At 73.4% G+C, this 24,288-nt stretch carries 26 protein-coding genes; 10 read left to right on the forward strand and 16 right to left on the reverse strand.

Annotation, left to right across the window (positions count from 1 at the left end; translation table 11 throughout):
* The first annotated feature begins 73 nt into the window (after positions 1-73).
* On the forward strand, positions 74-1,774 hold the full coding sequence (gene xseA / locus ACQKQD_RS20000; protein WP_427509356.1) for an exodeoxyribonuclease VII large subunit: 1,701 nt from the start codon (positions 74-76) through the stop codon (positions 1,772-1,774).
* A gap of 48 nt (positions 1,775-1,822) precedes the next feature.
* On the opposite strand, the gene ACQKQD_RS20005 is transcribed toward xseA, so the two are convergent.
* Positions 1,823-2,575: a GNAT family N-acetyltransferase gene (locus ACQKQD_RS20005; RefSeq protein ID WP_427509357.1), complete on the reverse strand. Its 753-nt coding sequence runs from the start codon at positions 2,573-2,575 to the stop codon at positions 1,823-1,825.
* 125 nt (positions 2,576-2,700) lie between these two features.
* Here ACQKQD_RS20005 and ACQKQD_RS20010 point away from each other — a divergent pair, with 125 nt between their 5' ends.
* Both ACQKQD_RS20010 and ACQKQD_RS20015 read left to right on the forward strand, forming a co-directional pair.
* Positions 2,701-4,128: an alpha/beta hydrolase gene (locus tag ACQKQD_RS20010; protein ID WP_427509358.1), complete on the forward strand. Its 1,428-nt coding sequence runs from the start codon at positions 2,701-2,703 to the stop codon at positions 4,126-4,128.
* Complete coding sequence (locus ACQKQD_RS20015; RefSeq protein ID WP_427509359.1) at positions 4,125-5,672, forward strand: GMC family oxidoreductase; 1,548 nt, start codon at positions 4,125-4,127, stop codon at positions 5,670-5,672. The genes ACQKQD_RS20010 and ACQKQD_RS20015 overlap by 4 nt, the downstream gene beginning before the upstream one ends.
* 6 nt (positions 5,673-5,678) lie before the next feature.
* On the opposite strand, the gene ACQKQD_RS20020 is transcribed toward ACQKQD_RS20015, so the two are convergent.
* The gene (locus tag ACQKQD_RS20020) at positions 5,679-6,395 is read right to left on the reverse strand and encodes a GNAT family N-acetyltransferase (RefSeq protein ID WP_427509360.1); all 717 of its coding nucleotides are present in this window, start codon (positions 6,393-6,395) and stop codon (positions 5,679-5,681) included.
* A complete protein-coding gene (locus tag ACQKQD_RS20025; protein WP_427509361.1) occupies positions 6,392-7,018 on the reverse strand; it encodes an FMN-binding negative transcriptional regulator in 627 nt (208 codons plus the stop codon). The genes ACQKQD_RS20020 and ACQKQD_RS20025 overlap by 4 nt, the downstream gene beginning before the upstream one ends.
* A 98-nt stretch (positions 7,019-7,116) precedes the next feature.
* On the opposite strand from ACQKQD_RS20025, the gene ACQKQD_RS20030 reads away from it, so the two are divergent.
* On the forward strand, positions 7,117-8,622 hold the full coding sequence (locus ACQKQD_RS20030) for a PLP-dependent aminotransferase family protein (RefSeq protein WP_427509362.1): 1,506 nt from the start codon (positions 7,117-7,119) through the stop codon (positions 8,620-8,622).
* Here ACQKQD_RS20030 and ACQKQD_RS20035 read toward each other — a convergent pair.
* The 9 genes from ACQKQD_RS20035 to ACQKQD_RS20075 form a co-directional block, all read right to left on the reverse strand.
* Positions 8,594-9,868 (reverse strand): hypothetical protein, encoded by a 1,275-nt coding sequence (locus ACQKQD_RS20035; RefSeq protein WP_427509363.1) that lies wholly within the window; start codon positions 9,866-9,868, stop codon positions 8,594-8,596. The genes ACQKQD_RS20030 and ACQKQD_RS20035 overlap by 29 nt on opposite strands.
* An 88-nt stretch (positions 9,869-9,956) precedes the next feature.
* Positions 9,957-10,982, reverse strand: coding sequence for an ABC transporter ATP-binding protein (locus ACQKQD_RS20040; protein WP_427509364.1), 1,026 nt, complete (start codon positions 10,980-10,982; stop codon positions 9,957-9,959).
* An 8-nt stretch (positions 10,983-10,990) separates the two neighbouring features.
* Positions 10,991-12,046: an ABC transporter ATP-binding protein gene (locus ACQKQD_RS20045; RefSeq protein WP_331326361.1), complete on the reverse strand. Its 1,056-nt coding sequence runs from the start codon at positions 12,044-12,046 to the stop codon at positions 10,991-10,993.
* On the reverse strand, positions 12,043-12,978 hold the full coding sequence (locus ACQKQD_RS20050) for an ABC transporter permease (protein WP_427509365.1): 936 nt from the start codon (positions 12,976-12,978) through the stop codon (positions 12,043-12,045). The genes ACQKQD_RS20045 and ACQKQD_RS20050 overlap by 4 nt, the downstream gene beginning before the upstream one ends.
* A 14-nt stretch (positions 12,979-12,992) precedes the next feature.
* On the reverse strand, positions 12,993-13,946 hold the full coding sequence (locus ACQKQD_RS20055; RefSeq protein WP_056522601.1) for an ABC transporter permease: 954 nt from the start codon (positions 13,944-13,946) through the stop codon (positions 12,993-12,995).
* A gap of 160 nt (positions 13,947-14,106) precedes the next feature.
* Positions 14,107-15,729, reverse strand: a complete 1,623-nt coding sequence (locus ACQKQD_RS20060; RefSeq protein ID WP_091680008.1) for an ABC transporter substrate-binding protein — start codon at positions 15,727-15,729, stop codon at positions 14,107-14,109.
* 107 nt (positions 15,730-15,836) lie between these two features.
* The gene (gene hpxZ, locus ACQKQD_RS20065; RefSeq protein WP_091680011.1) at positions 15,837-16,220 is read right to left on the reverse strand and encodes an oxalurate catabolism protein HpxZ; all 384 of its coding nucleotides are present in this window, start codon (positions 16,218-16,220) and stop codon (positions 15,837-15,839) included.
* On the reverse strand, positions 16,217-17,617 hold the full coding sequence (locus ACQKQD_RS20070; protein WP_427509366.1) for an AtzE family amidohydrolase: 1,401 nt from the start codon (positions 17,615-17,617) through the stop codon (positions 16,217-16,219). Before ACQKQD_RS20070 ends, hpxZ begins: the two co-directional genes overlap by 4 nt.
* Positions 17,614-17,808 (reverse strand): DUF4089 domain-containing protein, encoded by a 195-nt coding sequence (locus ACQKQD_RS20075; RefSeq protein WP_020093454.1) that lies wholly within the window; start codon positions 17,806-17,808, stop codon positions 17,614-17,616. The genes ACQKQD_RS20070 and ACQKQD_RS20075 overlap by 4 nt, the downstream gene beginning before the upstream one ends.
* Before the next feature lie 767 nt (positions 17,809-18,575).
* Between ACQKQD_RS20075 and ACQKQD_RS20080 the strand changes: the two genes are divergently transcribed.
* The 3 genes from ACQKQD_RS20080 (at position 18,576) to ACQKQD_RS20090 (ending at position 19,825) form a co-directional block, all read left to right on the forward strand.
* On the forward strand, positions 18,576-18,956 hold the full coding sequence (locus ACQKQD_RS20080; protein ID WP_020093455.1) for a DUF6481 family protein: 381 nt from the start codon (positions 18,576-18,578) through the stop codon (positions 18,954-18,956).
* Between the two features lie 171 nt (positions 18,957-19,127).
* The gene (locus tag ACQKQD_RS20085; RefSeq protein WP_427509367.1) at positions 19,128-19,433 is read left to right on the forward strand and encodes a hypothetical protein; all 306 of its coding nucleotides are present in this window, start codon (positions 19,128-19,130) and stop codon (positions 19,431-19,433) included.
* Positions 19,434-19,537: 104 nt separating this feature from the next.
* Positions 19,538-19,825 (forward strand): hypothetical protein, encoded by a 288-nt coding sequence (locus tag ACQKQD_RS20090; protein ID WP_020093457.1) that lies wholly within the window; start codon positions 19,538-19,540, stop codon positions 19,823-19,825.
* Between the two features lie 14 nt (positions 19,826-19,839).
* Here the strand turns inward: ACQKQD_RS20090 and ACQKQD_RS20095 are convergent, their stop codons facing one another.
* The 4 genes from ACQKQD_RS20095 to ACQKQD_RS20110 all read right to left on the reverse strand — a co-directional run bounded on the left by ACQKQD_RS20095 (position 19,840) and on the right by ACQKQD_RS20110 (position 22,056).
* Entirely contained in the window at positions 19,840-20,046 is a 207-nt protein-coding gene (locus ACQKQD_RS20095) for a hypothetical protein (RefSeq protein WP_091680024.1), read from the reverse strand.
* A gap of 189 nt (positions 20,047-20,235) precedes the next feature.
* On the reverse strand, positions 20,236-20,901 hold the full coding sequence (locus tag ACQKQD_RS20100) for an HAD family hydrolase (protein WP_103985329.1): 666 nt from the start codon (positions 20,899-20,901) through the stop codon (positions 20,236-20,238).
* A gap of 154 nt (positions 20,902-21,055) precedes the next feature.
* Positions 21,056-21,481: a DUF2934 domain-containing protein gene (locus ACQKQD_RS20105; RefSeq protein ID WP_056522574.1), complete on the reverse strand. Its 426-nt coding sequence runs from the start codon at positions 21,479-21,481 to the stop codon at positions 21,056-21,058.
* A gap of 107 nt (positions 21,482-21,588) precedes the next feature.
* Entirely contained in the window at positions 21,589-22,056 is a 468-nt protein-coding gene (locus ACQKQD_RS20110) for an atp-dependent helicase (protein ID WP_427509368.1), read from the reverse strand.
* A 190-nt stretch (positions 22,057-22,246) separates the two neighbouring features.
* Here ACQKQD_RS20110 and ACQKQD_RS20115 point away from each other — a divergent pair, with 190 nt between their 5' ends.
* The 3 genes from ACQKQD_RS20115 (at position 22,247) to ACQKQD_RS20125 (ending at position 24,288) form a co-directional block, all read left to right on the forward strand.
* On the forward strand, positions 22,247-22,813 hold the full coding sequence (locus ACQKQD_RS20115) for a NifU family protein (protein ID WP_427509369.1): 567 nt from the start codon (positions 22,247-22,249) through the stop codon (positions 22,811-22,813).
* A 288-nt stretch (positions 22,814-23,101) separates the two neighbouring features.
* Positions 23,102-23,776, forward strand: a complete 675-nt coding sequence (tsaB, locus tag ACQKQD_RS20120) for a tRNA (adenosine(37)-N6)-threonylcarbamoyltransferase complex dimerization subunit type 1 TsaB (RefSeq protein WP_427509370.1) — start codon at positions 23,102-23,104, stop codon at positions 23,774-23,776.
* On the forward strand, positions 23,773-24,288 hold the full coding sequence (locus ACQKQD_RS20125) for a GNAT family N-acetyltransferase (RefSeq protein WP_012317649.1): 516 nt from the start codon (positions 23,773-23,775) through the stop codon (positions 24,286-24,288). Before tsaB ends, ACQKQD_RS20125 begins: the two co-directional genes overlap by 4 nt.

Raw genomic sequence — 24,288 nt, forward strand, 5'->3', positions numbered from 1 at the left:
CGGCGCCGGCCGAGCGATCCCGTCTCCACAGCGGGCCTTTGACTGTCCCGCCGGAGGCCCCTAGCGTCGGCTCATGCCCCTCGTGCCGCCCCCGCGCCCCGCAGCCCAGCAAGCGGCGGACATCCCGCCGACCAGCGTGCTCAACGCCAACCAGCCGGAATGGTCGGTCGGCGAGCTCGCGGGCGCCCTGAAGCGCACCCTCGAGGACGCCTTCGGGCACGTCCGGCTGCGCGGGGAGATCTCGGGGTATCGCGGCCAGCACGGCTCGGGCCACGCCTACTTCTCCCTGAAGGACGGGCAGGCGCGGATCGACGCGGTGGTCTGGAAGGGCGTGTTCGGACGCCTGCGCCAGCGGCCGCAGGAGGGGTTGGAGGTCGTCGCCACCGGCCGCATCACGACCTTCGCGGGCAAGTCCTCGTACCAGATCGTCATCGAGAGCCTGGAGCCCGCGGGGCTCGGCGCCTGGATGGCGCTCTTGGAGGAGCGCAAGAAGCAGCTCGCGGCCGAGGGCCTCTTCGCGCCGGACCACAAGCGGCCTATCCCCTACCTGCCGCGGGTCGTCGGCGTCGTCACCTCGCCGACCGGCGCGGTGATCCGCGACATCCTCCACCGGCTGGAGGACCGCTTTCCCCGTCCGGTCCTCGTCTGGCCGGTGCGGGTCCAGGGCGACGGCGCGGCCGAGGAGGTCGCGGCCGCGATCCGCGGCTTCAACGCCCTCCCGGCCGGGGGGCCGATCCCGCGCCCGGACGTGCTCATCGTGGCCCGCGGCGGCGGCTCGATCGAGGATCTCTGGGCCTTCAACGAGGAATGCGTCGTCCGCGCCGCCTTCGCGAGCGCGATCCCGCTGATCTCGGCGGTGGGGCACGAGACCGACACCACGCTGATCGACTACGTCTCGGATCGCCGCGCGCCGACCCCGACGGGCGCCGCCGAGATGGCGGTGCCGGTCCGCGCCGACCTGATCGCCACGGTGGCGGACCTGTCGGCCCGCGGCCGGGGGGCGGTCGGGCGCCGGATCGACCGCGACCGGTCGGACCTGCGCGCCCTCGGACGCGCCCTTCCGAGCGCCGACGCCCTGCTGGCGGCCAAGCGCCAGCGGCTCGACCTCGCCGAGGCGCGCCTCGCCCCGGCGCTGGCGGCGGGCGCGAGCCGCCACCGCGCGCGGCTCCAGCTGCTCCTCGACCGGATGGCCCGCCGCTCGCCCGACGTGGCCCTCGCCAACGCCCGCGCCCGGCTGGCGCGGATCGACCACCGGCCGCTCCACGCCCTGCGCAACGACGTCCAGCGCAAGGGCGAGACCCTGGTCCAGCTCGGGCGCCGCCTCGTCGTCGCGCGCGAGGCCAGCCTGGAACGGGCCCGGGCGCTGCAGGCGCGCCGCACCGACCGGCTCCTCGCCCTGTCGGAGCGCCTCACCCAGGCGGGCGCGCGCGGCATCGAGCGTCGTCGCGACCGGCTCGACGGTCTGGCGGGCCTGCTCGGCTCGCTCAGCTACCGCGCGGTGCTCGACCGGGGCTACGTGCTGGTGCGCGACGCCGCGGGGCTGCCCGTCCGCCGCGCCGCGGAGGCGGCGGCCGCCCAGCGCCTCAGCCTGCAATTCGCCGACGGGACCGTGACGGCCGTGCCCGACGGGACGGCCGATCCGTCCCTGTCGGCCGCGCCATCTCCGGCCGCGAAGCCCGCTCGGCGCGGCGGCGCGGCCGCGCCGGCGACGGCCGGCAAGCGGACCGGCGCGAGCCCCGCCCCGACGCGGCAGGGCTCGCTGTTCGACGCCTGAAACGGTCGCCGCGGCCGGATGTAAGGGCCGGCCCGCGACCCCCGCGTCTCAGCCGGGCTCCGGTCCGACCCGGTAGTGATAGCGGTACAGTTCGCGCTCGAATCCGAGGGCGCTGTAGAGCGCCCGCGCCGGCGTGTTCGCGGCCACGACCTGCAGGCAGGCGGCCCGGGCGCCCTCCCCGCGGCCCCAGCGCAGCAGCGCGCCGACCGCGCGCCGGGCATGGCCGCGGCCGCGCAGGGGTTCGGGCGTCGCCACCGCCTCGATGACCATCAGCTCCCGGTCGAGCACCCCGAAGGCGATGGCGCCGATGCCCCCCTCGGCCGCTGCCGCCGCGAAGGCCCGCGGCAGGGCCAGGGCGGCGACGGTGTCGCGGAACACCCGCGCGGCCGCTTCATCCGCGCGGTTCACCGCGTCGCGCAGGGCCAGCCAGTCCGGCCCGGGCGCCGCGGCGACCGCCACGGCCGGATCGGGCGCAATCGGCAGGTCGTCGAGACCGCGGATCAGCGTGCAGGTCTCGTCGACCACATCGTAATCGCCGCCGGCGAGGAGCGGCTCCATCTGCGGGGCGATGGCCGGCACGCGGAAGATCGGGCGCTGCCCCAGGCGGCCGTAGATCGCGCGCGCCGCCGCGATGGCCGGTCCGGGCGCGCCGCTCCCGCGCATGGGGTTCACGGAATTCTGCCGCTTCGAGCGGCCGCCGGCGGCGCGCAGCAGGTAGCCGTCGACCAGGAGCTCGCGCGGGCTCGGCCAGGCGTTGAGGCAGGCCTCCTCCACGCGCCAGGCCTGTTCGAGATCCGCCATCGCCGCCTCCTCCGATGCTCCTGATCGCACGCGGCCACGACTCGGCCAATGAGTCCGAGACAAGACTTCGGCCATGCGGCGTCGCGTACGCTTGAAGCATTCCGGCGCCGCGCGATGTCTCGCCGATGTCCGAGCCCGAAGTCCTGTTCTGCCTGCACTATCTGGGCGGAAGTGCCCGAAGCTGGGAGCGTCTCGCGCGCGCCCTCGACGGGACGCCGTTGACTTGCGTGCCCGTAGACTTGCCGGGCTTCGGCGATGCCGCCGGCACGCCGGGCTACTCCGTCGCCGCCATGGCCGATCACGTGGCCGAGGCCATCCGCGCGCGGGCTCCGGCGCGCTACGCGATTGCCGGCCACAGCATGGGGGCCAAGGTTGCGCTGGCGCTCGCGCGCCGGGCCGAGGATGGCGAGGCGGGGCTGGCGGGGCTCACCGACCTCGTCCTGGTCTCCGGTTCGCCGCCGAGCCCGGAGCCGATCCCGGAGGACCGGCGCGCCGACATGCTCGCCTGGATCGACGCGGATCCCGAGACCCGGCGCCGCGAGGCCGAGGCCTTCGTGCGCGCCAACGTGGGCGACGGCCTGGATCCCGAGAGCGAGGCGCGGGCGGTGGCCGACGTCCTGCGGGCCGAGCCGGCCGCCTGGAAAGCCTGGCTCGAGAAGGGCGCCAACGAGGATTGGCGCCGCCGGGTCGGCGTCCTGCGCACCCCGGCGCTGGTCCTCGCCGGGTCCGAGGATGCCGACCTCGGGCCGGACGCGCAGCGGGCCCTCACGGCGCCCCACCTCGCGCACCATCGCCTCGTCACCGTCGACGGCGTCGGCCACCTCCTGCCGCTGGAGCGGCCCGAGGCCCTGGCCGACCACCTGCGCGCCCATCTCGGTGACCGGCCCCGGCCGCCCGTCGAGGCCGGCCCGGCGGTGCCGCCGGACTACGCGGCGCTGATCGCCTCCGAGCGCGTGAACAGCCGCCTCCGTGAGGCGCTCGCGGAGCGCGCCGCGCCGAGCGATCCCGCCTATCGGCCGGCGGCCCTCGACCCGGTGGAACTCGCGATCCTGCGGGCCGCCCTCGCCCGCGTCGTGCCGGTGCCGCACCTCGATCTGGCCGCCCGCCTCGACCGGCGGCTTTCCTCCGGCGACGGGGACGGCTGGCGCTTCTCGGCCCTGCCGCCGGACGCGGAGGCCTACCGCGCCGCCCTTCGGACGCTCGACGCCGCCGCCCGCATCGCCCGCAACCGCCCGTTCGTGACCCTCGACGCGGCCGAGCAGGACGGGCTGCTCACCCTGTGCGCGCGCGCGGCGCTGAAGGTTCCGGAAAGCCTCGGCGGCCGCTTCGACGCCGACCGGATGCGGTTCTGGTTCGAGGATCTCCGCGCCGACGCGGTCCGCCTCTGGCTCGGCCACCCGGCGGCCCTGGCGCGGATCGGCTTCTCGGGCATCGGTGCCGGCGGCGACCGGCCGGGCGAGATCGCGGACGGCCTGCCGGGCTTCCACGCCGTCGGACTCGACGCGCCGGAACCCTGGGAGCCGCGGGCGCTGCGGACGGAGGCGGGACGATGAACCTCGCGGGGATGCGGACCTACCGCGCGGACGAGGCCGTCGACGCGGTCGTGGTGGGGACCGGCGCCGGCGGCGCGCCGCTCCTCGCGCGCCTCGCCGCGGCGGGGCTGAAGGTCGTGGCCCTGGAGGCCGGACCGAACTTCACCCCGGAGCGCTTCGCCTTCGACGAGACGCTGGCCGACGAGATCTACTGGACCGAGGAGCGGCTGAGCGGCGGCTCGACCCCGGAGGCCTTCGGGGCGAACAACAGCGGGACCGGCGTCGGCGGCTCGACGCTGCACTGGGGCGCCTTCGTGCCGAGGGCCGACGCCCGCGACCTCCGACTGCACACGGAGAGCGGCGAAGGGGTCGACTGGCCACTCTCCTACGAGGACCTGCTCCCGTTCTACGAGCGGGTCGAGCGCTTCCTCGGCGTCTCCGGTGCGCAGAGCTATCCGTGGGATGCCGGCCGCCGTTATCCCCTGCCCCCGGTCCCGCGGAACGGGCCGGCGCAGATCATGGCGCGGGCCTGCGAGGCCCGCGGCATCCGGTGGGCGGACGCGCCCGCCGCCGTGGTCTCGCGGGACTTCCAGTCCGAGGACGGGCCCCGCCGCAACGCCTGCATCAATTGCGGCTTCTGCCACCAGGGCTGCCGCACGGGCGCCAAGGCCAGCATGGACGTGACCTACCTGCCCTACGCGGTCGCCCACGGCGCCGAGATCCGGGCCGAGGCCTTCGTCCATGGCCTGGAGCGGGGCGCCGACGGCCGGATCACCGGCGTGGTCTACCGGCAGGACGGCGCGGAGCGGCGGCAGCGCTGCGGCGCCGTCTTCCTCTGCGCCGGGGCGGTCGAGACGCCGCGCCTGCTGCTCCATCTCGGCCTGGCCAATTCCAGCGGCCAGATCGGGCGCAACTACATGGGCCACGTGGCGACCCAGGTCTGGGGCACCTTCGACCACGAGGTGCGCATGAACCGGGGCTATCCGTCCTCGCTGATCACCGAGGACTTCATCCGCGCCCGTGCCGACTTCGCCGGCGGCTACCTGATCCAGAGCCTCGGCGTGGTGCCGTTGACCTTCGGCAACTCGGCGGCGCGGGGGCGCGGCCTGTGGGGGCAGCCGCTGCTCGACTACCTCGACCGCTACAACCACTTCGCCGGCATCGGCATCAACGGCGAGACGCTGCCCTGCGACGCCAACGTGCTGACCCTTGCCGACGAGACCGACGCGCACGGGATGCGCAAGGCCCATATCAGCTTCGGCTACAGCACCAACGAGAACCGCCTCAACGCGCACGCCACCAAGGTCATGCGCGATCTCTGGGAGGAGGCGGGGGCCGACGACGTCTGGGTGCTGGAGCGCGTCGCCCACACGCTCGGGACCTGCCGGATGGGCCGCGACGGGACGAGCGCCGTCGTCGACCCGCACGGCCGCAGCTTCGACATCGACAACCTGTGGATTTGCGACGGCTCGACCTTCCCGAGCTCGCTCGCGGCGAACCCGGCCCTGACCATCATGGCGCTCAGCCTGCGCAGCGCGGAGGCGTTCCTGGCCGGCGGCCCCTGAGCCGGCTCAGCCCGCAGCTGCGCGCAGGTCCGCGAGCCCGCGCCGCTGGCGACCCGCCCCGTCGAAGTTCGACGGGTCGAGCCACGCCGCGAAGCCGGCGCGGACTCGCGGCCACTCGGTATCGGTGATGGAGAACCACGCCGTGTCGCGGGAGCGGCCCTTCACCACCACGGCGTTGCGGAAGATGCCCTCGAAGGTGAAGCCGAGCCGCAGCGCCGCCGCCCGGGACGGGGCGTTGAGGCTGTCGCATTTCCACTCGTAGCGCCGGTAGCCGAGTTCGTCGAAGGCCCGGGCCATCATCAGCGCCATAGCCTCCGTGGCGGCGGGCGCCCGCTGCAGCCGGGGGCCGAAGTGGAGGTGGCCGACCTCGATCACGCCGTTGGCGGGATCGATCCGGAGATACGAGGCGATCCCGAGGGCGTCGCCGTCCGCGGGATCCAGGATCGCGTGGAACAGCGGGTCCTCGCTCGTCTGCTGCCGCGCGAGGCGCGCCCGGTAGACCTCCGCGCTCTCCGGCATCTCGTCGCCGAGATAGGTCCAGCCGCGCGTGTCGGGGGCGGCCCTGTACGTGGCGTAGAGTGCGTCCGCGTGCGCCGCGGCGTCGAGCGGCACGAGCCGGCAGAAGCAGCCCTCCAGGGGCGTGCGCGGCGGCCGCGGGCGCGGGCTCCAGTCCGGCAGCGCCGGGCCGACGGGCTGGCCGAAGCCGTTGAGGCGCGCGCTCACAGCCCGCTCCGCTCGGCGACCAGCCCGGCGAGACCCGCCTCGCCCTCGGCGCGCAGCCCCGCGATGACCCCGTGCCGGTCGGCCTCGGGCCTGTTCTGGCTCATCTTCCACTTCCCCTCGACCCGCGTGATCGGAATCTCGATGCCGATGATGCCCCGAACCTGCGCGGCGACGAACGGCGCCGGCGCGTCCGCGACCGCCCACGGCTCGGCCCGGGACGCCTCGCGCAGGGCGGTGAGGTCGGCGATCTGGCGCCCGAGCCAGTCCGTATCCTCGATCATCCGCGGCCGGCCCCAGGCATGGACGGTGGCGTAGTTCCAGGTCGGGACCACCCGGCCGTGCTCGCGCTTGCTCGCGTACCAGCTCGGCGTGACGTAGCCCTGCGGCCCCTGGAACACGATCAGGCACTCCTCTGCCGCGGCGAGATCCTGACCCTGCGGGTTGGCGCGGGCGAGATGCGCCCGCAGCACCCCGTGGGGACCGTCGTCGTCCAAGAGGAACGGGATTGGGTTGGCGGTCAGGCCACCCGCGCCGGCGGTCACCAGCAGGCCGAGGGGGTTGGCGCGGATCAGCGCGTGCTGCGCGGCGCGTGAATCGTCCCGGAAATGGGGCGGCTGGTACATGGGCCTGTCCTGCGGCGATCTTGCGGATCCGGGCTTGACCGTTCGGCGGTCCAGGCGAAAGGTCCAATTCGCGCACCGCGACTGGACCAGTTTGCCGCATGGCCCGGGTTCCCCTGCCCCTGACGCTCACCCTCGACACCGCGGCCGCGGCGCCGCTGCACGCGCAGCTCCGGGAGGGCCTGCGCGCGGCGATCCTCGAGCGCCGGCTGCCGCGCGGGGCCCGGCTCCCGGCCTCGCGGGTCCTGGCCGCCGACCTCGGCTGCGCGCGCGGGACCGTCGTCCTGGCGCTGGAGCAGCTGACCGCGGAGGGCTACCTGACGGCGCGGCCGGGCTCCGCGACGCGCGTCGCCGCGACCCTGCCGGACGACGCGCTGCCCGCGCTCGGCCCCCTCCGACGCCCGGGGGACGAGCCGGCACCTACCCTGTCCCGTCGGGGCGCCCGCCTCGTGTCCGCTTCGAGCCGGCGCTACATGGCGGGTCCGGGCGTGCCCGACGCCTTCGCGCTGGGCCGGCCGGCGCAGGACGCTTTCCCCTTCGAGGTCTGGGGTCGCCTGCTCCAGGCCGAGTGGCGCCACGGCCCGACCGAGCGGCCGGACCCGCGCGGCTCGCCGGCCCTGCGCGCCGCCATCGCCGCCTATCTGGCGCAGGCGCGCGGCGTCGCCTGCGAGGCCGACGACGTCATCGTCACCGCGGGTATCCGACAGAGCCTGCGCCTGCTCGCCGAGCTGCTCCTCGATCCCGGCGAGACCGCCCTGGTCGAGGAGCCCGGCTTCCCGGGCATCGCGCAGGCCCTCGCCGGCGCCGGCCTGAACCCCATCCCCGTCCCGGTCGGACCCGGGGGCCTGTCGGTGGCCCTGGCCGCCGCGGGGGCGGCCGGCGCGCGGCTCGCGGTGGTGACGCCGGCCCACCATTACCCCCTCGGGCACGCCATGAGCCTGGAGAACCGCCTCGACCTTCTGGCCTGGGCCGAAGCGGTCTCGGGCTGGATCGTGGAGGACGATTACGACGGCGCCTACCGCTATGCCGGGCGCCCGCTCGCGCCGCTGCGCGCCCTCGATCGCGGCGGCCGCGTGATCTACGTCGGCAGCTTCTCGAAGCTGCTGCTGCCCGCCCTCGGCCTGAGCTACCTCGTCCTGCCCCGCGGCCTCGTCGCGCCGGTCAATCAGGCGCTGGCCGAGACGGGCCCCGCCCCGTCCGGGATCGGCCAGTGGGCGCTGGCGCGCTTCATCGAGGACGGCCACCTCGCCGGCCATCTGCGCCGGACGCGCCGCCTCTACGCCCTGCGCCAGGAGGCGCTGATCGAGGCCGCGCGCCGCCACGCCGGGGACGTCGCGGCGATCGCCGCGATGGAGGGTGGGATGCACGTCATCGCCCGGCCGGGGCCGGCCTGGCGCCCGGCCCTCACCGACGTGGCCGCCGCGGCGGCGCTCGGCCGCGCGGGGATCTCGGCGGTCGCGCTCTCGGCCTACCACTCCGGTCCGGCGGAGCCGGGCCTGCTCCTCGGCTACGCCGCCGTGCCCGAGCGGGCGATCGAGCCGGCGGTGCGGCGCATGGCGGAGGTCCTGCGGGCGGCGTTCAGTGGAGGATCGCGCCCGTCTCCATGAACCGGTTCAGCCGCTCGATCAGCGGCGCGACCATCACCCGCTCGTACTGCGGCAGCAATCCGCGCCGCGCGTGGGCCACGTTGGCCTCGGCCTGCTCGCGGGCGAGGCGGTGCCAGCGCGCCCGGTCGTCCCGGCACGCGGCCCAGGCGCGCTCGATCGACCGGAACACGAGCGGCAGCCGCTCGGCCGGGTCGGACACGAGGTCGTAGTGGTGGTCGATCAGGCCGCCGAAGGTCTCGAAGCCCAGCTCGGACAGCCGCGCGACGGCGCGCGGCGCGCCCACCGTCACGAAGGGCAGGCCCGTTGCCGCCGCCTTGATCGACTTCTCGGTGATCCGCTCGACGCCCGGCTCGAAGAAATCGGTCTCCGAGATGACGGTCAGGTCACACTCCGCGTAGGCCTGCGTGTCGAGGGTCATGACCATGTCGGTGCCCTGATCGGCATCGATCCGCCGCGCCCGGCGCGGGATCCAGCTGCCGACATCGGCGAGCAGCGGCCCGAAGGCCGCCTCGATCTCCGGCGGGGCGTGGAAGACGTCGATGCCGCCCGCCTTCGGGTTGTCCTCGCCGATGCCGTGGAAGGAGATCAGCCCGTCGCGGTCCAGCCCGGCGAGCTGGAACCAGCGGTAGAGCAGCACCCGGTGCCAGCGCAGGGCCGCGTTCTGGCAGAGGAACCGGGCCGGGCCGGCGGCGCGGGCGAAGGGCGCGTAGCCGGTGCGGTCGAGGGGGTGCTGGGGGAAGAGCCGCGGACCCTCGGCGTCGTCCAGCCAGAGGGCGACCTGGAGCGGGAAGAACTCGAAGGTCCAGAACCGCAGGCCCTCGCCGTAGAGGCGCTCGTAGTCGAGCCGCAGCAGCCGGTTCTGCGTGACCAGGATCACCTGCTCGCGCGGGATCCCGCGGTCTTCGAGGTTCCGGTGCAGCGCTTCGAAGGTCGGCGCGTGCAGGCCCGGCCCCTCGTTCGAGAGGTCGAGGAGCAGCGCGGCGCGCCCGGCGCGGAGGTTCTCGGCGTCCCCCGGTTCGAGGAGGTCGAGTCGCCCGTTCGCCTCCGGGAAGCCCAGGCGCACGAAATCGAGGACCGGCAGGCAGAGGACGTGGTTCGCCGGGCCGGGTTCGGCGGTGACGGTGACCCGCTTGCCCAGCCAGCCGAGGGCCGCCGGCAGGAAGTGCCCGGCCTCGCCCCGGGGGACGAGCAGGATCTCGGACGGGACTGGCCCGGATAGGACTGGCCCGGATAGGACTTGGCTCATCGTGACGCCCGCGCGGCCGGTTCGGACGCGGTCCGCCGCCGCGGGCCCGCGCCGAGCCGGATAAAGCCTCGGCGCGGGGGCGTCGAGGTCAGGCCGGGACCGGCTCGGCGGCGCGCACCGGGGTCGGGCCGGCCCGGTAGGCCGCCGAGGCCTCCTCGGTCCGCCAGCAGGCGACGCGGTGGCCGGGGGCGATCTCGGCGACCTGCGGCATCTCCCGGCGGCAGCTTTCCTCGGCCAGGAAGCAGCGCGGCGCGAACGGGCAGCCCGGCGGGCGGTTGGCGAGGTCGGGCGGGCTGCCGGGGATCGTCTGGAGCCGGGAGCCCTTGGCGAGCGCCCCCTCCGCGCGGCTGCGCAGCAGGCCGATCGTGTAGGGGTGGTGCGGGTTCAGGACCACCTGATGCGCCGTGCCGGTCTCGACGATCTTGCCCGCGTACATCACGGCGATCCGGTCGGCGACCTCGACCGCCGCGCCGAGATCGTGGGTGACGATCACGATCGACAGGCCGAGGTCGCGCTGCAGCTCGCGGAGCAGCAGCAGGACCTGGATCTGCACCGTGGCGTCGAGCGCCGTGGTCGGCTCGTCGGCGAGCAGGACCTGCGGCCGGCAGGCCAGCGCCAGCGCGATCATGGCCCGCTGGCGCATGCCGCCCGACATCTCGTGCGGGTAGTTGTCGAGCCGCCGCTCCGGGCTCGGGATCCGTACCCGCTCGAACAGGGCGAGCGCGCGCTTGCGGGCCTCGTCCTTGGAGATCGTCTCGTGGCGCAGGATCGCCTCGGTGATCTGCCGGCCGACCGTGTAGACCGGGTCGAAGGCGAGCAGCGGCTCCTGGAAGATCATCGAGACGTCGCCGCCGCGGAAATCGGCGAGCTGGCGCCGGGTCAGCGCCTGCACGTCCTTGCCGGCGGCCCGGATGCCGCCCTCGATCCGGCTGCGCCCCTCCGGGAACAGCCGCAGGATCGCCCGCAGGGTGACGCTCTTGCCGGAGCCGGATTCGCCGATGAGCGCCAGCGCCTGACCGCGCTCCAGACTCAGGTCGACGCCGTCGACGACCTGCACCTTGCCGAAGGCGACGCGCAGGTTCTCGAGGGCGACCGCGGGTTCTGAACCGGACATCGGGGTGCTCATGCTGCCAGCGCGCCCGCGGGCGCCGCGGAATGGCCGGAACCCGGCTGGCGGGCGAGGCAGGCGACGCGGTGCAGCGGCCGGATCGTGTCGAGGGGCGGCTCCGTCCGGCCGCAGACGTCCTCCGCCAGGGCGCAGCGCGGGTGGAAGCGGCAGCCCGACGGCGGGTCGATCGGGTTCGGCGGGTCGCCCGCGAGCAGCGCCGCCTGGGTGCGGTTGTCGGGATCGAGCGACGGCATCGAGGCGAGCAGCGCCTCGGTGTAGGGGTGCGCCGGCGCGTCGAGCACCGTGTCGGAGGGGCCGATCTCGGAGACCCGGCCGAGATACATCACCATCACCCGGTCGGAGATGAAGCGCACGACGTTCAGGTCGTGGCTGATGAAGATGTAGGTCAGGCCGAACTCGGCCTTCAGGTCGAGGAGCAGGTTCAGGACCTGCGCCTCCACCGACTTGTCCAGCGCCGAGACCGCCTCGTCGAGGAGCACCAGCCGCGGCTCCAGGGCGAGCGAGCGGGCGATGTTCACCCGCTGGCGCTGGCCGCCGGAGATCTCGTGCGGGTAGCGGCCGGCGAAGCGCTTCGGCTCCAGCCCGACCCGGGCGAGCAGCCCGCGGGCGCGTTCCACCGCCTCGCGGGCGGGCACGCCGTTGACCTTCGGGCCGAAGGCGATCGACTGCTCGACGGTCATGCGCGGGTTGAGGGACGCGTAGCTGTCCTGGAACACCATCTGGGCCTGGCGGCGGTAGGACCGCCAGGGCATGGCGCGCTCGCCGACCGGCTGGCCGTCGTACAGCATGGTGCCGGAATCGCGCTCGATCAGGCCCATCAGCAGCTTGGCGGTCGTCGACTTCCCGCAGCCGGATTCGCCGACGATGCCGAGCGTCTCGCCCTTCAGGACATCGAAATCGACGCCGTCGACCGCGCGGACGACCTGCTTCTTGCCCCCGGCCTTGCGAACCGGGAAGTGCTTGACGAGGCCGGAGACCGACAGGAGCGGCTGGCCGGGTCCGCCGCGGTCGCGGGCGAACGGGTCGGGGGCGTCCGGGATGACGCTCACTGGCGAATCTCCATGGCGGACCGGAGCCCGTCCGAGAACAGGTTGAAGGCGATCGAGACGATGAAGATGCAGACGCCCGGGAGGGCGGCCACGACCGGATTGACGTAGATCGCGGTGCGCAGGGTGTTGAGCATCAGGCCCCATTCGGGCTCGGGCGGGCGCACGCCGAGGCCGAGGAACGAGAGGCCGGAGGCCAGGATCATCGAGACCGAGATCAGGCTGGTCGCGTAGACGAAGATCGGCCCGACGACGTTGCCGAGCACCTGCACGCGCATGATCGTCAGGGCCGAGGCGCCCGACAGCTTGGCGGCGTCGATGTAGTCGCGCTTGCGGATGCCCGTGGTGACGCTCTCGGCGACGCGGGCGATCTGGGGCACGAACACGCAGGTCAGCGACACGATCGAGTTGAAGATGCCGGCGCCGAGCGCCCCGGACAGCGCGATCGCCAGCAGCACCGACGGGAAGGCGAAGAACACGTCGATGGTGCGCATCAGGATCGTGTTGGTCCAGCCGCCGACGTAGCCGGCCAGGATCCCGATCGCGGAGCCGATCACGAAGGCGATCAGCACCGGCGTGACGCCGATGAACAGCGACAGCCGCGAGCCCATCATCAGCCGGCTGATCATGTCGCGGCCGAGCTCGTCCGAGCCCAGCCAGTAGGTAGCGTCGCCGACGTGCCTGAGGCGGCGCAGCATGGAGCCCTTGTAGGGGTCCATCGGGGTGATCCAGGGCGAGAGGATCGCGATCAGCACGACGATCAGGATCACGGCGCCCGCGCCCATGGCGACGGGGTCGCGCACGAGCCGGTGGCCGACATGGCCCCAGAACCCCCGCGACGGGGCGAAGGCGGCCTCGGGCCCGTGGGTCACGTCCTCGGCGGCGAGGACGCCGCCGTCGAGGGCCACGGAGGCCGCGGTGACGGGAACGGTCATCGTCAGGCTCCGGCTCAAGCGCGCTCGATGCGCGGGTCGAGGGCGGTCTGCATCACGTCCACCAGCAGGTTGAGGAGCACGAAGAACATCGCCAGCACGAGGATCGAGCCCTGGAGCAGGGGCAGGTCGCGCTGGAAGATCGCGGCGTTGAGAAGGAAGCCGGTGCCCGGCCACGCGAACACGGTCTCGACCAGGATCGAGCCGCCGAGCAGGTAGCCGAGCTGCAGGCCCATGATGGCGAGCGCGGTCGGAGCGGCGTTGCGCACGACGTGGCGGAACACGCCGCGCTCGTCCATGCCCTTGGCGCGCAGGGCCTCGACGAAGTCCTGGGACAAGATGTCGGCCACCAGCGCCCGGACCGTGCGGGCGATGATGCCCATCGGGATCACCGACATCGTGATGGCCGGCAGGATCAGGTAGCGCAGGTGCTCGAAGTCGGGCCGCCAGTTGCCGGAGCCGTCGGGCCCGGCCCCAGTGGGCGGCAGCCAGCCGAGATTGGCCGAGAACACGATCACCAGGACCATGCCGAGCCAGTAGTGCGGCACGCTCACGCCGAAGACCGACACGGCCGAGGCGGCCCGGTCGGCCAGGGAGTTGCGGTGATAGCCCGCCACGAAGCCGAACAGGGTGCCGAAGGTGAAGCCGATCACGGTCGCCACCGAGGCCAGGATCAGCGAGTTCACCACGGCGCGGCTGACCTCGCCGAGCACCGGCCGGCCGGTGGCGATCGAGGTTCCGAGATCGCCGTGCAGCACGTGCCAGAGCCAGATCAGGTACTGGACCGGCAGCGGCTTATCGAAGCCGTAGGCGGCCCGCATCTCGTCGATGGTGGCCTGGGTGGCGTCGGCGGGCAGGACCGCGCTCAGGGGATCGCCCGGCGCGAGGTGGACGAGGAGGAAGCAGACGACGCTGACCCCGAACGCCACGGGCGTCACGTAGACCAGACGTTTGAGGATGTAGAGCAGCATTCAAGGGCCTGTTGTCTACTCAGCCGAGACTATTCCCCTCCCCCTTGTGGGGAGGGGTCAGGGGTGGGGGTGGTTCAGGAGGCACCGCAACGCCCTATCCTGCACCACCCCCACCTCCGGCTCCTCCCCACAAGGGGGAGGAGAGAGGCGCCCCGTTACGCTACCGCCCCGCGGTCGCCATCGTAATCTTCGAGAAGTCCTGGAACCAGTTCTGCGCCTGAACGAAGCCCTTCACCTTGGGGCTCATCGCGCGCGGATTGACGTCGTGCGTGATCATGATGAACAGCGCGTCGTCGACGTACTTCTCGTGGACCTTCTCCAGGACTTTCGTCTGCTCGGCCTTGTCGAAGGTGTTGCGGACCTGATCGAACAGCTTGTCCATCGCCGGATCGCAGTAATAGCCCCAGTTCGTGCCGTTCGGCGGGGCGAAGTTGCACTGCAGGTGGCGGATGAAGCCGGTGAAGGGGTCCTGGATGAAGTACGAGTAGTTGATCGCCGAGACGCCGCGGGAGATGTCGGCCTTGGCCCCGGCCCGCCAGATGTTGATCAGCGTGTTCCACTCCACGACCTCGTAATCGACCTGGATGCCCACGTCGGCGAGGTTCTGCTGGACGAACTCGTTCATCGGCAGCGGCTGCATCTGGCCCGAGCCCGAGGCCGAGATCGCGACCTTCAGCTTCAGGGGCTTGGCCGCGCTGTAGCCCGCCTCGGCCAGCAGCTTCTTGGCGGCCTCCGGGTCGTACTTGATGTCGAAGGTCGGGTGGCCGAACCACTGGTGACCGGGCGGCATGAAGCCCTTGGCGGGGATCGCGAGGCCGCCGAGCAGCTCCTTCAGACCCTCGCGGTCGATGGCGAGGTTCGCGGCCTTGCGGACGCGGATGTCGTTCCAGGGCGAGCCCTCGACCCGCGACAGGTGCCACGTCCAGTTATGCGGGTAGGCGTTGGTGACGATGGTGAAGCCGGCGCTCTTCAGCGAGGCCACGGAATCCGGCGCGGGCGCCTCGATCCAGTCGACCTGTCCGGAGCGGAGGGCGGCGGTCCGGGCGTTGGCCTCCGGCAGCGGGATCAGCACGAGCTTGTCGAGCTTCGGCACGCGGTCCTTGTCCCAGTACTCCTTGAACGGGACCATCTCGGCCCGCTCGCGCGGGGCGAACAGGGTCAGCTTCCACGGGCCGGTGCCCGAGGGCTGCTTGGCGAAGGCGTCCCAGGACTTGCCGAGCTTCTCCCACTGCGCCGGCGACGACATCATGATCCAGGCGATCTGGTAGGGCAGCGTCGCGTCGGGGGCCTTGGTGGTGATCTCGACGGTGAGCGGGTCGACCACCCGGTAGCTCGCGACGGCCGGGATGCGGGTCTTGCCCTGCGCGGACTGGCGCGGGTCGTATTGCGGCGCGTCGGCCTTCAAGAGCTTGTCGAGGTTCCAGACCACCGCGTCGGCGGTGAAGTCCGAGCCGTCGTGGAATTTCACGCCCGGCCGGAGCTTGAAGGTCCACTTGGTCTTGTCGGTGGCGTCGACGCCCCAGCTGGTGGCGAGCCCCGGCACGAGATCGGAGGCCAGCTCGGCGCTCGACAGGTCCCAGTTGATGAGGCCGTCATAGACCGTGTAGCCCATGAACCGCATACCCTCGCCGCCGTTGTCGGTCTGGCCGGTGGTCAGCGGGATGTCGGAGGCGGTCATGCCGATCCGCAGCGTCCCCTGCGCGAGGGCAGCGGTGCTCGCGGAGAGCGCCAGGGCACCGGCCAGCGCGGCACGGGCGCCGAGTTTTCTCAGACGGGACAGCATCTTGGGTCGGGTACTCGCGTTGGTCCGCGCCAGACGGCGCGGAATACGCTCGACCGTATGCAAGCCCGCGGCCACACGCCCCCGCCGGGGCGCGGGCCGCTCCGCGGCTAGTCCGCGTCGATCAGGCTCACGTGGGCTGCGACCACCCGCCAGCCCTCCGGAAAGCGCGCCCAGGTCTGGCTCTGGCGACCGATCTTCCCCGGTGCGCTGGCGCGGGTGAACAGCGTCATCGCGGTGGCGAAGTCGCGCCCGTAGGTGGTGATCTGCGTCCGCGCCAGGGTCCGCTCCAGGCCCACCGGGGAGCGGGCCCGGCGGAAGGCGCGGATCGCGTCCATGCCGTAGAGGTTCTCGCCGATCCCGTAGCGGATGGTCAGCGGATCGTCCCGGAACAGCGCCTCCAGGGTCGGGACGTCGTTGGTGGTGAGCGCCGTCTCGTAGGCCCGGAACGCGGCCTCGACCTCGGCCTTCACGGCGGGATCGTCGATGATCATCGGGCAAGCTCCGCGATGGGCGCCGTGCTGACGCCGGTCCGTTCGAGATAGCGCGCCGCGCGCAGGACGAGATCCTCGCGCCAGGGCGCGGCGATGATCTGGACGCCGAGCGGCAGACCGGCGTCGAGCCGGACCGGCGCCGCCACGACCGGGAGGCCGATGAAGCTGACCGGCTGCGTGAACACGCCGATATTGGCGCGCACCGGCAGCGTCACGCCGTCGAGGACGAAGTGGGTCTGGCCGCCCCTCGGCGCGCGGCAGGGCGTGGCCGGGGCCAGGATCACGTCGACGGTCTCGAACAGCTCCAGCACCCGCGCCCGGTACCAGCGGCGGAACCGCTGCGCCCGCTCCACGTGGGGCGCCGGGATCATCGCCCCGGCGATCAGCCGGTCGCGCACCGCCGGGTCGAAATCCTGCGGCCGGGTGCGCAGACGGTCGAGGTGGAGTGTGGCGCCCTCCGCGGCGGTGATCAGGTAGGCGGCCGCGCGGGCGCGGTGGGCCTCCGGCAACTCGACGGTGCGCCGCGCGCCGAGCGCCTCGGCGGCGCGCGCCACCGCCGCGAAGGCTTCCGGATCGCCGTTGCGGGCGAAATGGCCGCCGGCCACCGCGACGCGCAGGCCGTCGATCCCCGCCTCGAGCCGCGGCAGGACCGGCTCCGCCGGGCGGAGCGTCGCCACCGGATCGTCCGGATCGGGGCCCTGCATGGCGTCGTAGGCGAGCGCCAGATCGGTCACGCTCCGGGCCATCGGGCCGAGATGGTCGAGGCTGCCCACGAAGGGGAAGCTCCCCGCGCGGGTCAGCCGGCCGTAGGTCGGCTTGAGGCCATAGCAGCCGCAGAACGCGGCGGGGACGCGGATCGAGCCGTTCGTGTCCGAGCCCAGCGTGAGCGGCACCATCCCGGCGGCGATGGCCGCGCCCGAGCCGCCCGACGAGCCGCCGGTCATGTGATCCAGGGCGTGCGGGTTGTGGGCGTCGCCGTCGTGGATGTTCTCGCCGGTGAAGTCGTAGGCGTACTCGCCCATGTTAAGGGCGCCGACGAGGATCGCCCCCGCGGCCTCCAGGCGTCGGACCAGGGCGCCGTCCCGCTCGGCCGGCGGCCGCTCCCGGTTGATCTTCGATCCGGCGCGGGTCGGCAGGCCGTCGATGTCGATCAGGTTCTTCACCGCGAACGGCACGCCGGCCAGCGGGCCCGGCGACGCCCCGTCGCGCCGCGCCGCGTCCTGCGCGTCGGCCCGGGCCAGGGCGCGCGCGGACAGCACGTCGGTGAAGGCGCCGACCTTGTCGTCGAGGCGCCCGATCCGGTCGAGCGCCGCCGTGACGGCCTGCCGCGCGGTGGTCCGGCCATCGGCGATCGCTGCGGCGATCGCCGTTGCCGTCGAGGGATCGCTCGCGCTCACGCTTCGAACCTCGGGGCCGCGTCGATCTCGTCGGCCAGCGGGAAGGCCTCCACCAGCTCGGCCGCCGCGGCGAGGACGCGCAGATTGGCGGTCACCGGGGCGATCCACGCGGGGTCGAGGGTGAGGCCGAGGAGGGCCGCCGCGGCCGCGGCGTAGCTCTCGGGATCGTACGGGGGGCGGGTCTCGGACATGGAACTCCTCAAGCCGATCGCGCGGGACGCGATCGATCGCGGCAAGCAGGCCCTGTGCCGCGAGCCCGCGCGCAGTGCCGCGAACCGGCGCGCCTGCGTGCCTAGATCATAGGCAGGCAGGGACGTGCTGGCGATGGATTCGATGCGCTCCGATCCGCGTGCACAAGAATTAGGCGGCGGCGGGAGGACCGTTTCTGGGCACGCCCGCGCGCCGGAGCGGAGTCGCGACCCATCGCGGGATCGAAGGTCCGGCAACGAATACGCTGTCGATTCTGCAGGTCTGCTTTGTGATGGGAGTATAGGTCCATCCAGCGGACAGCTGCGCGACGGGCGCCGGGCGAACACGAATCTTGTCTTCGCCCGGCGCGCGACCCATCTAGGACTGGCAGGCAAGTCCAGGGGATGGATGCGCGCCCACCTGTCGAGCACCGAAGCCTCTGCCGGCTGCCGGCCTGAGGTATTTCCGCACCGCGGGTCGAAACTCTTACAGAGTGGGCCGGGATTGTCGCCGGACCGGCTGCCTGCGCAGGTCTCGCCGATTGCATCTCGCGTGAAGCTCTGATTAAGGGCTCTGCGATCTTCGAACAATGGTCCGACCCGAGCGTTCAGACGCAGGCCGAACGCTCGGGTCGGACCATCGGTACAGCCGGTGGATCGGTGCGGTTCCGGGGCGCGGGGATGGCGTCGGAACCTGCAGACTCCGTACGTGCCCGGCCCCGCCGGATGTCCCCGCGACACGCGAGACGTACCCAACTGAGAAAGGTCAGATGAGCGCATTCGACTACAGGAATTTCGACGACCGTCGCCAGAACTCGCAGAACGCCAAGGCCGCCCTGCTGGCCAAGTTCAAGGCGCGCCCCCCGTCCGACGACCCCGAGGTGATCGCCAAGGCGAAGGCCCGCGCCGAGGTCGCCAAGGCCCGCGAGGAGCGCTCCCGCGAGCGCGAGGCCGCCCGGATCGCCGCCGAGCGGAAGGCCGCCGAGGAGAAGCGTCAGCGGGAGGAGGCGGAACTCGCCGCCCAGATCGCCCGCGAGGCCGCCGAGCTGGCCGCCGCGCAGGAGCGCAAGTCGGCCGACCTGGCCGCCAAGAAGGCCCAGCGCGACGCGCGCTACGCGGCCCGCAAGGCGAAGGTCAAGACCAAGCGCTGAGCGCAGGCCGTCGGCTCACCCGAGCTTCGAACGCCCACGACGCCCGCCCGCAAGGCGGGCGTCGTCGCGTTCGGGGGGGCGTGTCCGCACGCGGCAACCAACGCGCGCGGCAACGCGTTGAGGGCGGCCGAACCGCGACGCGCCCGTCCGGCGCGGGTAGCCGAGGCCGCGATGCTTTACCGATCCCGACAGGTTCTTCCCGCGGTCCTCGTCCTCGCCGCCCTGTCCGGCGCCGTCGCGCCCCGGACGGCCCGCGCGCAGGGGGCCGACTCGGTGATGGCCTGCGAGACGCTGATCGCCGCCCGGCGGGTCGACGCGGCCTCGGGCAGCGGTGGCCCCGCCCCCTTGGAGGCCGGCTGTCGGCGGATCCCGCGCAGCGCCATCGGCACCGTGGAGCAGCGGGCCCTGATCGGCGGGGCGCCCTACGAGTGCCTGACCGTGGCCGGCGGGGGGCCGTGCCGCTGGATCGTGCCCTGACGCGAAGGCTGTCGATTATTGCCGGAGCCCGCACTCTGACCAAGCTTCACGGGTGATCGAGACGCTCTATCTGTGTCTCGAGCGAGTGAGGTCCGAACGTCAGTATGCCGAGTACCCTGGCAAGCACGCGCGTATCGATCGTGGCAGCGACCTGGATCGTCTCGGCCCTGGCCGGCGGGGCCGCCCGCGCGGAGCCGCCGATCCGGAGCCCGGAGGACGCGGCCTGCCGCAACGAGGCCCGCGCGAAGGTCTTCTCGGCGCCCAACCCGCAGGGCCTCGAACTCGAGGAGATCGGGCGCCGGATCTACTTCGCCTGCATGGACCGCGTCGCGAAGGCGGCCGCACCGGCGGCGAAGCGGGGTGGCCGGCGCCATCGGCACCGGCGGCATTGACCCGCGACGCGGGGTCAGGCGTCGAGCGGCGCGCCGATCCGGGCGCGGAGCCGCAGCCGCAGGGCCTCGTTACCGCCTTCGGCATCGAGGGCGGCCATCAGGCGGAGCAGCTGGCTGAGCGGGGTCGACCGGCTCTCGACCGCGTCGGCGATCTGCTCCGGCAGCGACTTGGCGACCGGTACGAAGCGCGGTGCCGGGCCGGCCTGGTGAGTCTGGGGCATGCGAGGCGCTCGTCCTTCGAAGGAGTCCAGATTGGCGGGCGGGTCGCTACGCCTTTCGATCGACGGGCACCAGTCCTTTTCGCGTGAATACGTAGCCGGCATCGCTCCGCGTCACCGCGCTGCAACAGCGTGGCGGGAATGTGTGGACGACGCCGGACCCGCCGCGGAATCCGCTTGCCGGGCCGGCGCTCAGCCGCCCGCCAGCGGCGACTCCGCGAATCGGTCGAGCAGATCCTCGGGATCCCGATAGATCGCCGCGCAGCCGGCCGCCCTCAGGTCCGCCTCCGGAAAGCCGCCGCAGAGGAGGCCGACGGTGCGCAGGCCCGCCTTCGCGGCGGCCTCGGCGTCGTAGGGGGTGTCGCCGACGACGATGATCGCGTCGGGCGGGACGCCGTCGAGCTTCGCCAGGGCGGCCTCGAAGATGTCGGGGTGCGGCTTGGACCGGTCCGCGTCGTCCGAGCTCGTGGCGACGTCGACGAGGTCGCCGATCTCCAGGATCTCGGTGTAGTGCTCGACCTCGGAGCGCTTGCCCGACGAGGCGAGCGCGATCTTCAGCCCGGCGGAGCGGATGTGCTCGAACAGCGGCCGGACACCCGGGAACGGCCGGACCTCGGACAGGTAGCGCCGCTTGAACAGGTCGGAGCGGTAGGCTTCGATGGTCTCGCCCTCCCGCGCGATCCGCTCCTCCGACAGGAAGACCGGCATCAGCTCGTCGCCGCCCTTGCCGATCTGCCGGCGGACTTCGGCGAAGCCGGTTTCCACGCCGAAATGCGCGAAGGCCTCCACCCAGGCGCGGGCATGCAGGTCGACGCTGTCGAGCAGCGTCCCGTCGATGTCGAAGATCACCGCGCGCATCGCAGCCCCGTCGCGGAGCCCTGCGCCCGCATCAGGCCGGACAACCTGCCGGCGCCCGGCCTGTTCCGCGCTGGGCCCACGAACGACGGAAGCCCGCCCCTGCGCGAGGGGCGGGCTCCGAGAGAGGCCGTGGTGGCGCCGCGGCGCCGACCCTTCAGTGCATCGAGGCCGGGGTCCGGGCGGGCTTCGCCTTGGCGGCGAGGCCGGCGGTCACCGCGGCCTTGGAGGCGCGGGCGGGCTTCGGGGCCGCCGGCTTCGCGGCGGCCTTCACGGCCGCGGGCTTGGCAGCGGCGGTCTTCGACGCGGCGGGCTTGGCAGCGGCGGGCTTGGCAATGGCGGTCTTGGTGGCAGCGGTCTTGGCGACCGGCTTGGCGGCGGTCTTCACCGGCGCGGCCTTCGCGGCGGCCTCGACGGGCTTGGCGGCCTCGACCGTCTCGGACGCGGCGGCCGCGAGCATCGCGTTCGCGCGCAGCTCGGACTCGGCGCGGATCCAGTGGGCCGCAGCGTGCCCGTGAATCCGGCCCTCGTTCTCCCAGATGTAGTAGGCGCACTCGCGCACGTGGTGCTCGCTGATCAGCATGCGGTCGATCTCCTGTCCGTCCCGGGGACGACGATGGGAGAGCTGGGTTAAGCGTCGGTTAACCCTGCCGCCGGCGACCGGTCGCGGTGCGCGCGCTTCGGGCCGCCCTACTGGGCGATCCCCAGCACCCGCCGCGCCTCGGTCAGCAGCACGGCGTGCCGGGCCGCGCCCGGACCCTGATCCGGCGCCTCGCGGCCGGCCCGGGCGATCAGGTCCTGGAAGCGCCGCCGGTCGAGGGCCCGGTGTCCGATGCTGGCGAGGACCGCGCCCAGGACGATCCGGACCGCCTCGGTGCGCTCGTCGGCCATCGCGGCGGCTTCGGACGCGGCCGCGTTTGCCTGCGCGTCCACCTGCGTCTCGACCCGCGCGGTCGTGGCCGCCTCCGCGCGGGTCTGCGCCTCCGCGAGCGCCGCGGCGAGGCGCTGCCCCTCCTGCCAGGCCTGGTCGTGCTGATGCGTGCGCAGCGCGAGCAGCACCTTGAGCGAGGCCGCTTCCGCGCGCGCCGCGTCCAGCTTGGCTTGGGCCTCGCGCAGATCCTTCAGCAAGTCCTGCGCGAGGGTCTGGTCCGCGGTCATGTCCACTGCCGGCTCCTCTGGCGTTCGACGGCGTTCGTCCTGTCGCGCCGTCGGCCGAATGTCCACTCTCGCGCGCCGGCGGGACCGGACGACAGGTTGAGAAAATCCGATCGCCGGTCCACATGGGAGGCGGCGCCTCGCGGCGCCTGTCCCGGCCGGCCTTGAACCGGCGCAGCGGAGTATCGCCACCATGTTCATCCAGACCGAAGCCACGCCGAACCCGGCCACCCTGAAGTTCCTGCCCGGCCGCGTCGTGCTGGCGGAATCGACCTTCGAGGCGCGGGACGCCGAGGCCGCCGCCCGCTCGCCCCTGGCCGCGGCTCTGTTCACCGTCCCGGGCGTGGCGGGCGTCTATTTCGGCCACGATTTCATCTCGGTGACCAAGGGCGAGGACGGCTCGGACTGGGCGCAGGTCAAGCCGGCGGTGCTCGGCGCGATCATGGAGCACTTCCAGTCCGGCGCGCCCGTGATGGCCGAGGGCGGCCACGGCGAGATCGAGCCGGGCGACGAGTTCTACGACGAGGCGGACCACGACACCGTCGTGACCATCAAGGACCTGCTCGAGACCCGGGTGCGCCCGGCGGTGGCGGGCGACGGCGGCGACATCACCTTCCGCGGCTACAAGGGGGGCGTGGTCTATCTGGAGATGAAGGGGGCCTGCTCGGGCTGCCCGTCCTCCACGGCGACCCTGCGGCACGGCGTGCAGAACCTGTTCCGGCACTTCCTGCCGGAGATCCGCGAGGTCCAGGCGATCTGAGGATCCGCGCCCGCGCCGCGGTGCGGGCGGCACGCCGGAGGGCCGGAACGGCCCTCGGCTGCCCACCGGCTCCCGCCTTCGCGGCGGAGCCGGGGGCCGGTACGCCGGACCCGTCCGAGGCCGCGGGCGCGCACCGGCGCAAGCCGGCAACACTCCACCGGTGATCCGCCCGGTGCGGGCGCCCCGCCGCTGACGAGGCGGCGGTTTTGCTCTAACGCTGGAGGCTCTTCGCGCCCGTCGCGGCGCAGGGAGGCAACCGTCGGCGCGGACCGGCCTGTGGGAGTGAGCGTGCGTATCCTGGCCATCGACACAGCGCTGGACACCTGCGCCGCCTGCGTCATGGCGGAGGAGTCCGACGAGCCTCTCGCCGCCGAGTCGCTGCCCATGGCGCGCGGCCACGCGGAGTCTCTGCTGCCGCTGATCGAGCGGGTGATCGCCCGGGTCGAGGGCGGATTTGAGGCGATCGACCGGGTCGCCGTGACGGTCGGGCCCGGCAGCTACACCGGGCTGCGGGTCGGCCTGTCGGCGGCCCGCGCCATCGGCCTCTCGACCGGCAAGCCCGTCGTCGGCGTCGGCACCCTCTCGGCGCTCCTCGCGCCGCTCCTGGCCGACACCGTAGCGGGCACGATCGCCGCGGTGATCGACGCCCGCCACGGCGCCGTCTACGTGCAGGCCCTCGGGCCGGGCGACGGCCTCGCGCCCGCGCATCTCGCCGTCGAGGCGGCGGCCGAGCAGCTGGGCGACGGCCCGGTGGTGCTGACCGGCTCCGGCGCGCCGATGCTGGCCGCCGCGCTCGCCGCGCGCGGCGTCGCGGCGCGCGTCGCCCATGTCGGCGGTCCCGATATCGCGGCGGTGGCCTCGCTCGGTCTCGTCGCCGACCCGGCGCAGGCCCTGGCGCGGCCCCTCTACCTGCGGGGACCGGATGCCCGGCCGCAGGACCACGCGCGGATCGCACGGCGATGACGCGCCCGCTGCCCTTCTGGCCCTTCGACTGGTGGTTCGCGTGGTGGGACGCGCTGACCCCGGAGCCCTACGTCGCGCCGCTCCGCGACGCCGCGCAGGCCCCTGCCCTCGCCCGCCTCCACGCGACCGCCTTCGCGCGGCCCTGGGACGCGCACGAGTTCGAGCGGATGCTCTGCGAGCGCTCGACCCACGCGCACGCCCTCTGGCGCGCGGGCGTGCTCCAGGGCTTCGTGCTCTCGCGCCGGGCCGCCGACGAGGCCGAGATCCTGACGGTCGTGCTGTCCCCGGCTCTGCGCGGCGGCGGCCACAGCCGCAAGCTGCTCCGCGAGCACCTGGCGAGCCTCGCCCTCGACGGCGTCGCCCGGGTGCATCTGGAGGTCGACGAGGGCAACGCCCCCGCGCTGCGGCTCTACGCCCGGCACGGCTTCCGGCAGGTCGGTTCGCGCACCGGCTACTATCTCAAGGCCGACGGCAGCCGGGCGACCGCGCTGACGATGAGCGCCGACCTGTGA

Source organism: Methylobacterium sp. NPDC080182, assembly GCF_050281105.1.
Lineage (GTDB): Bacteria > Pseudomonadota > Alphaproteobacteria > Rhizobiales > Beijerinckiaceae > Methylobacterium.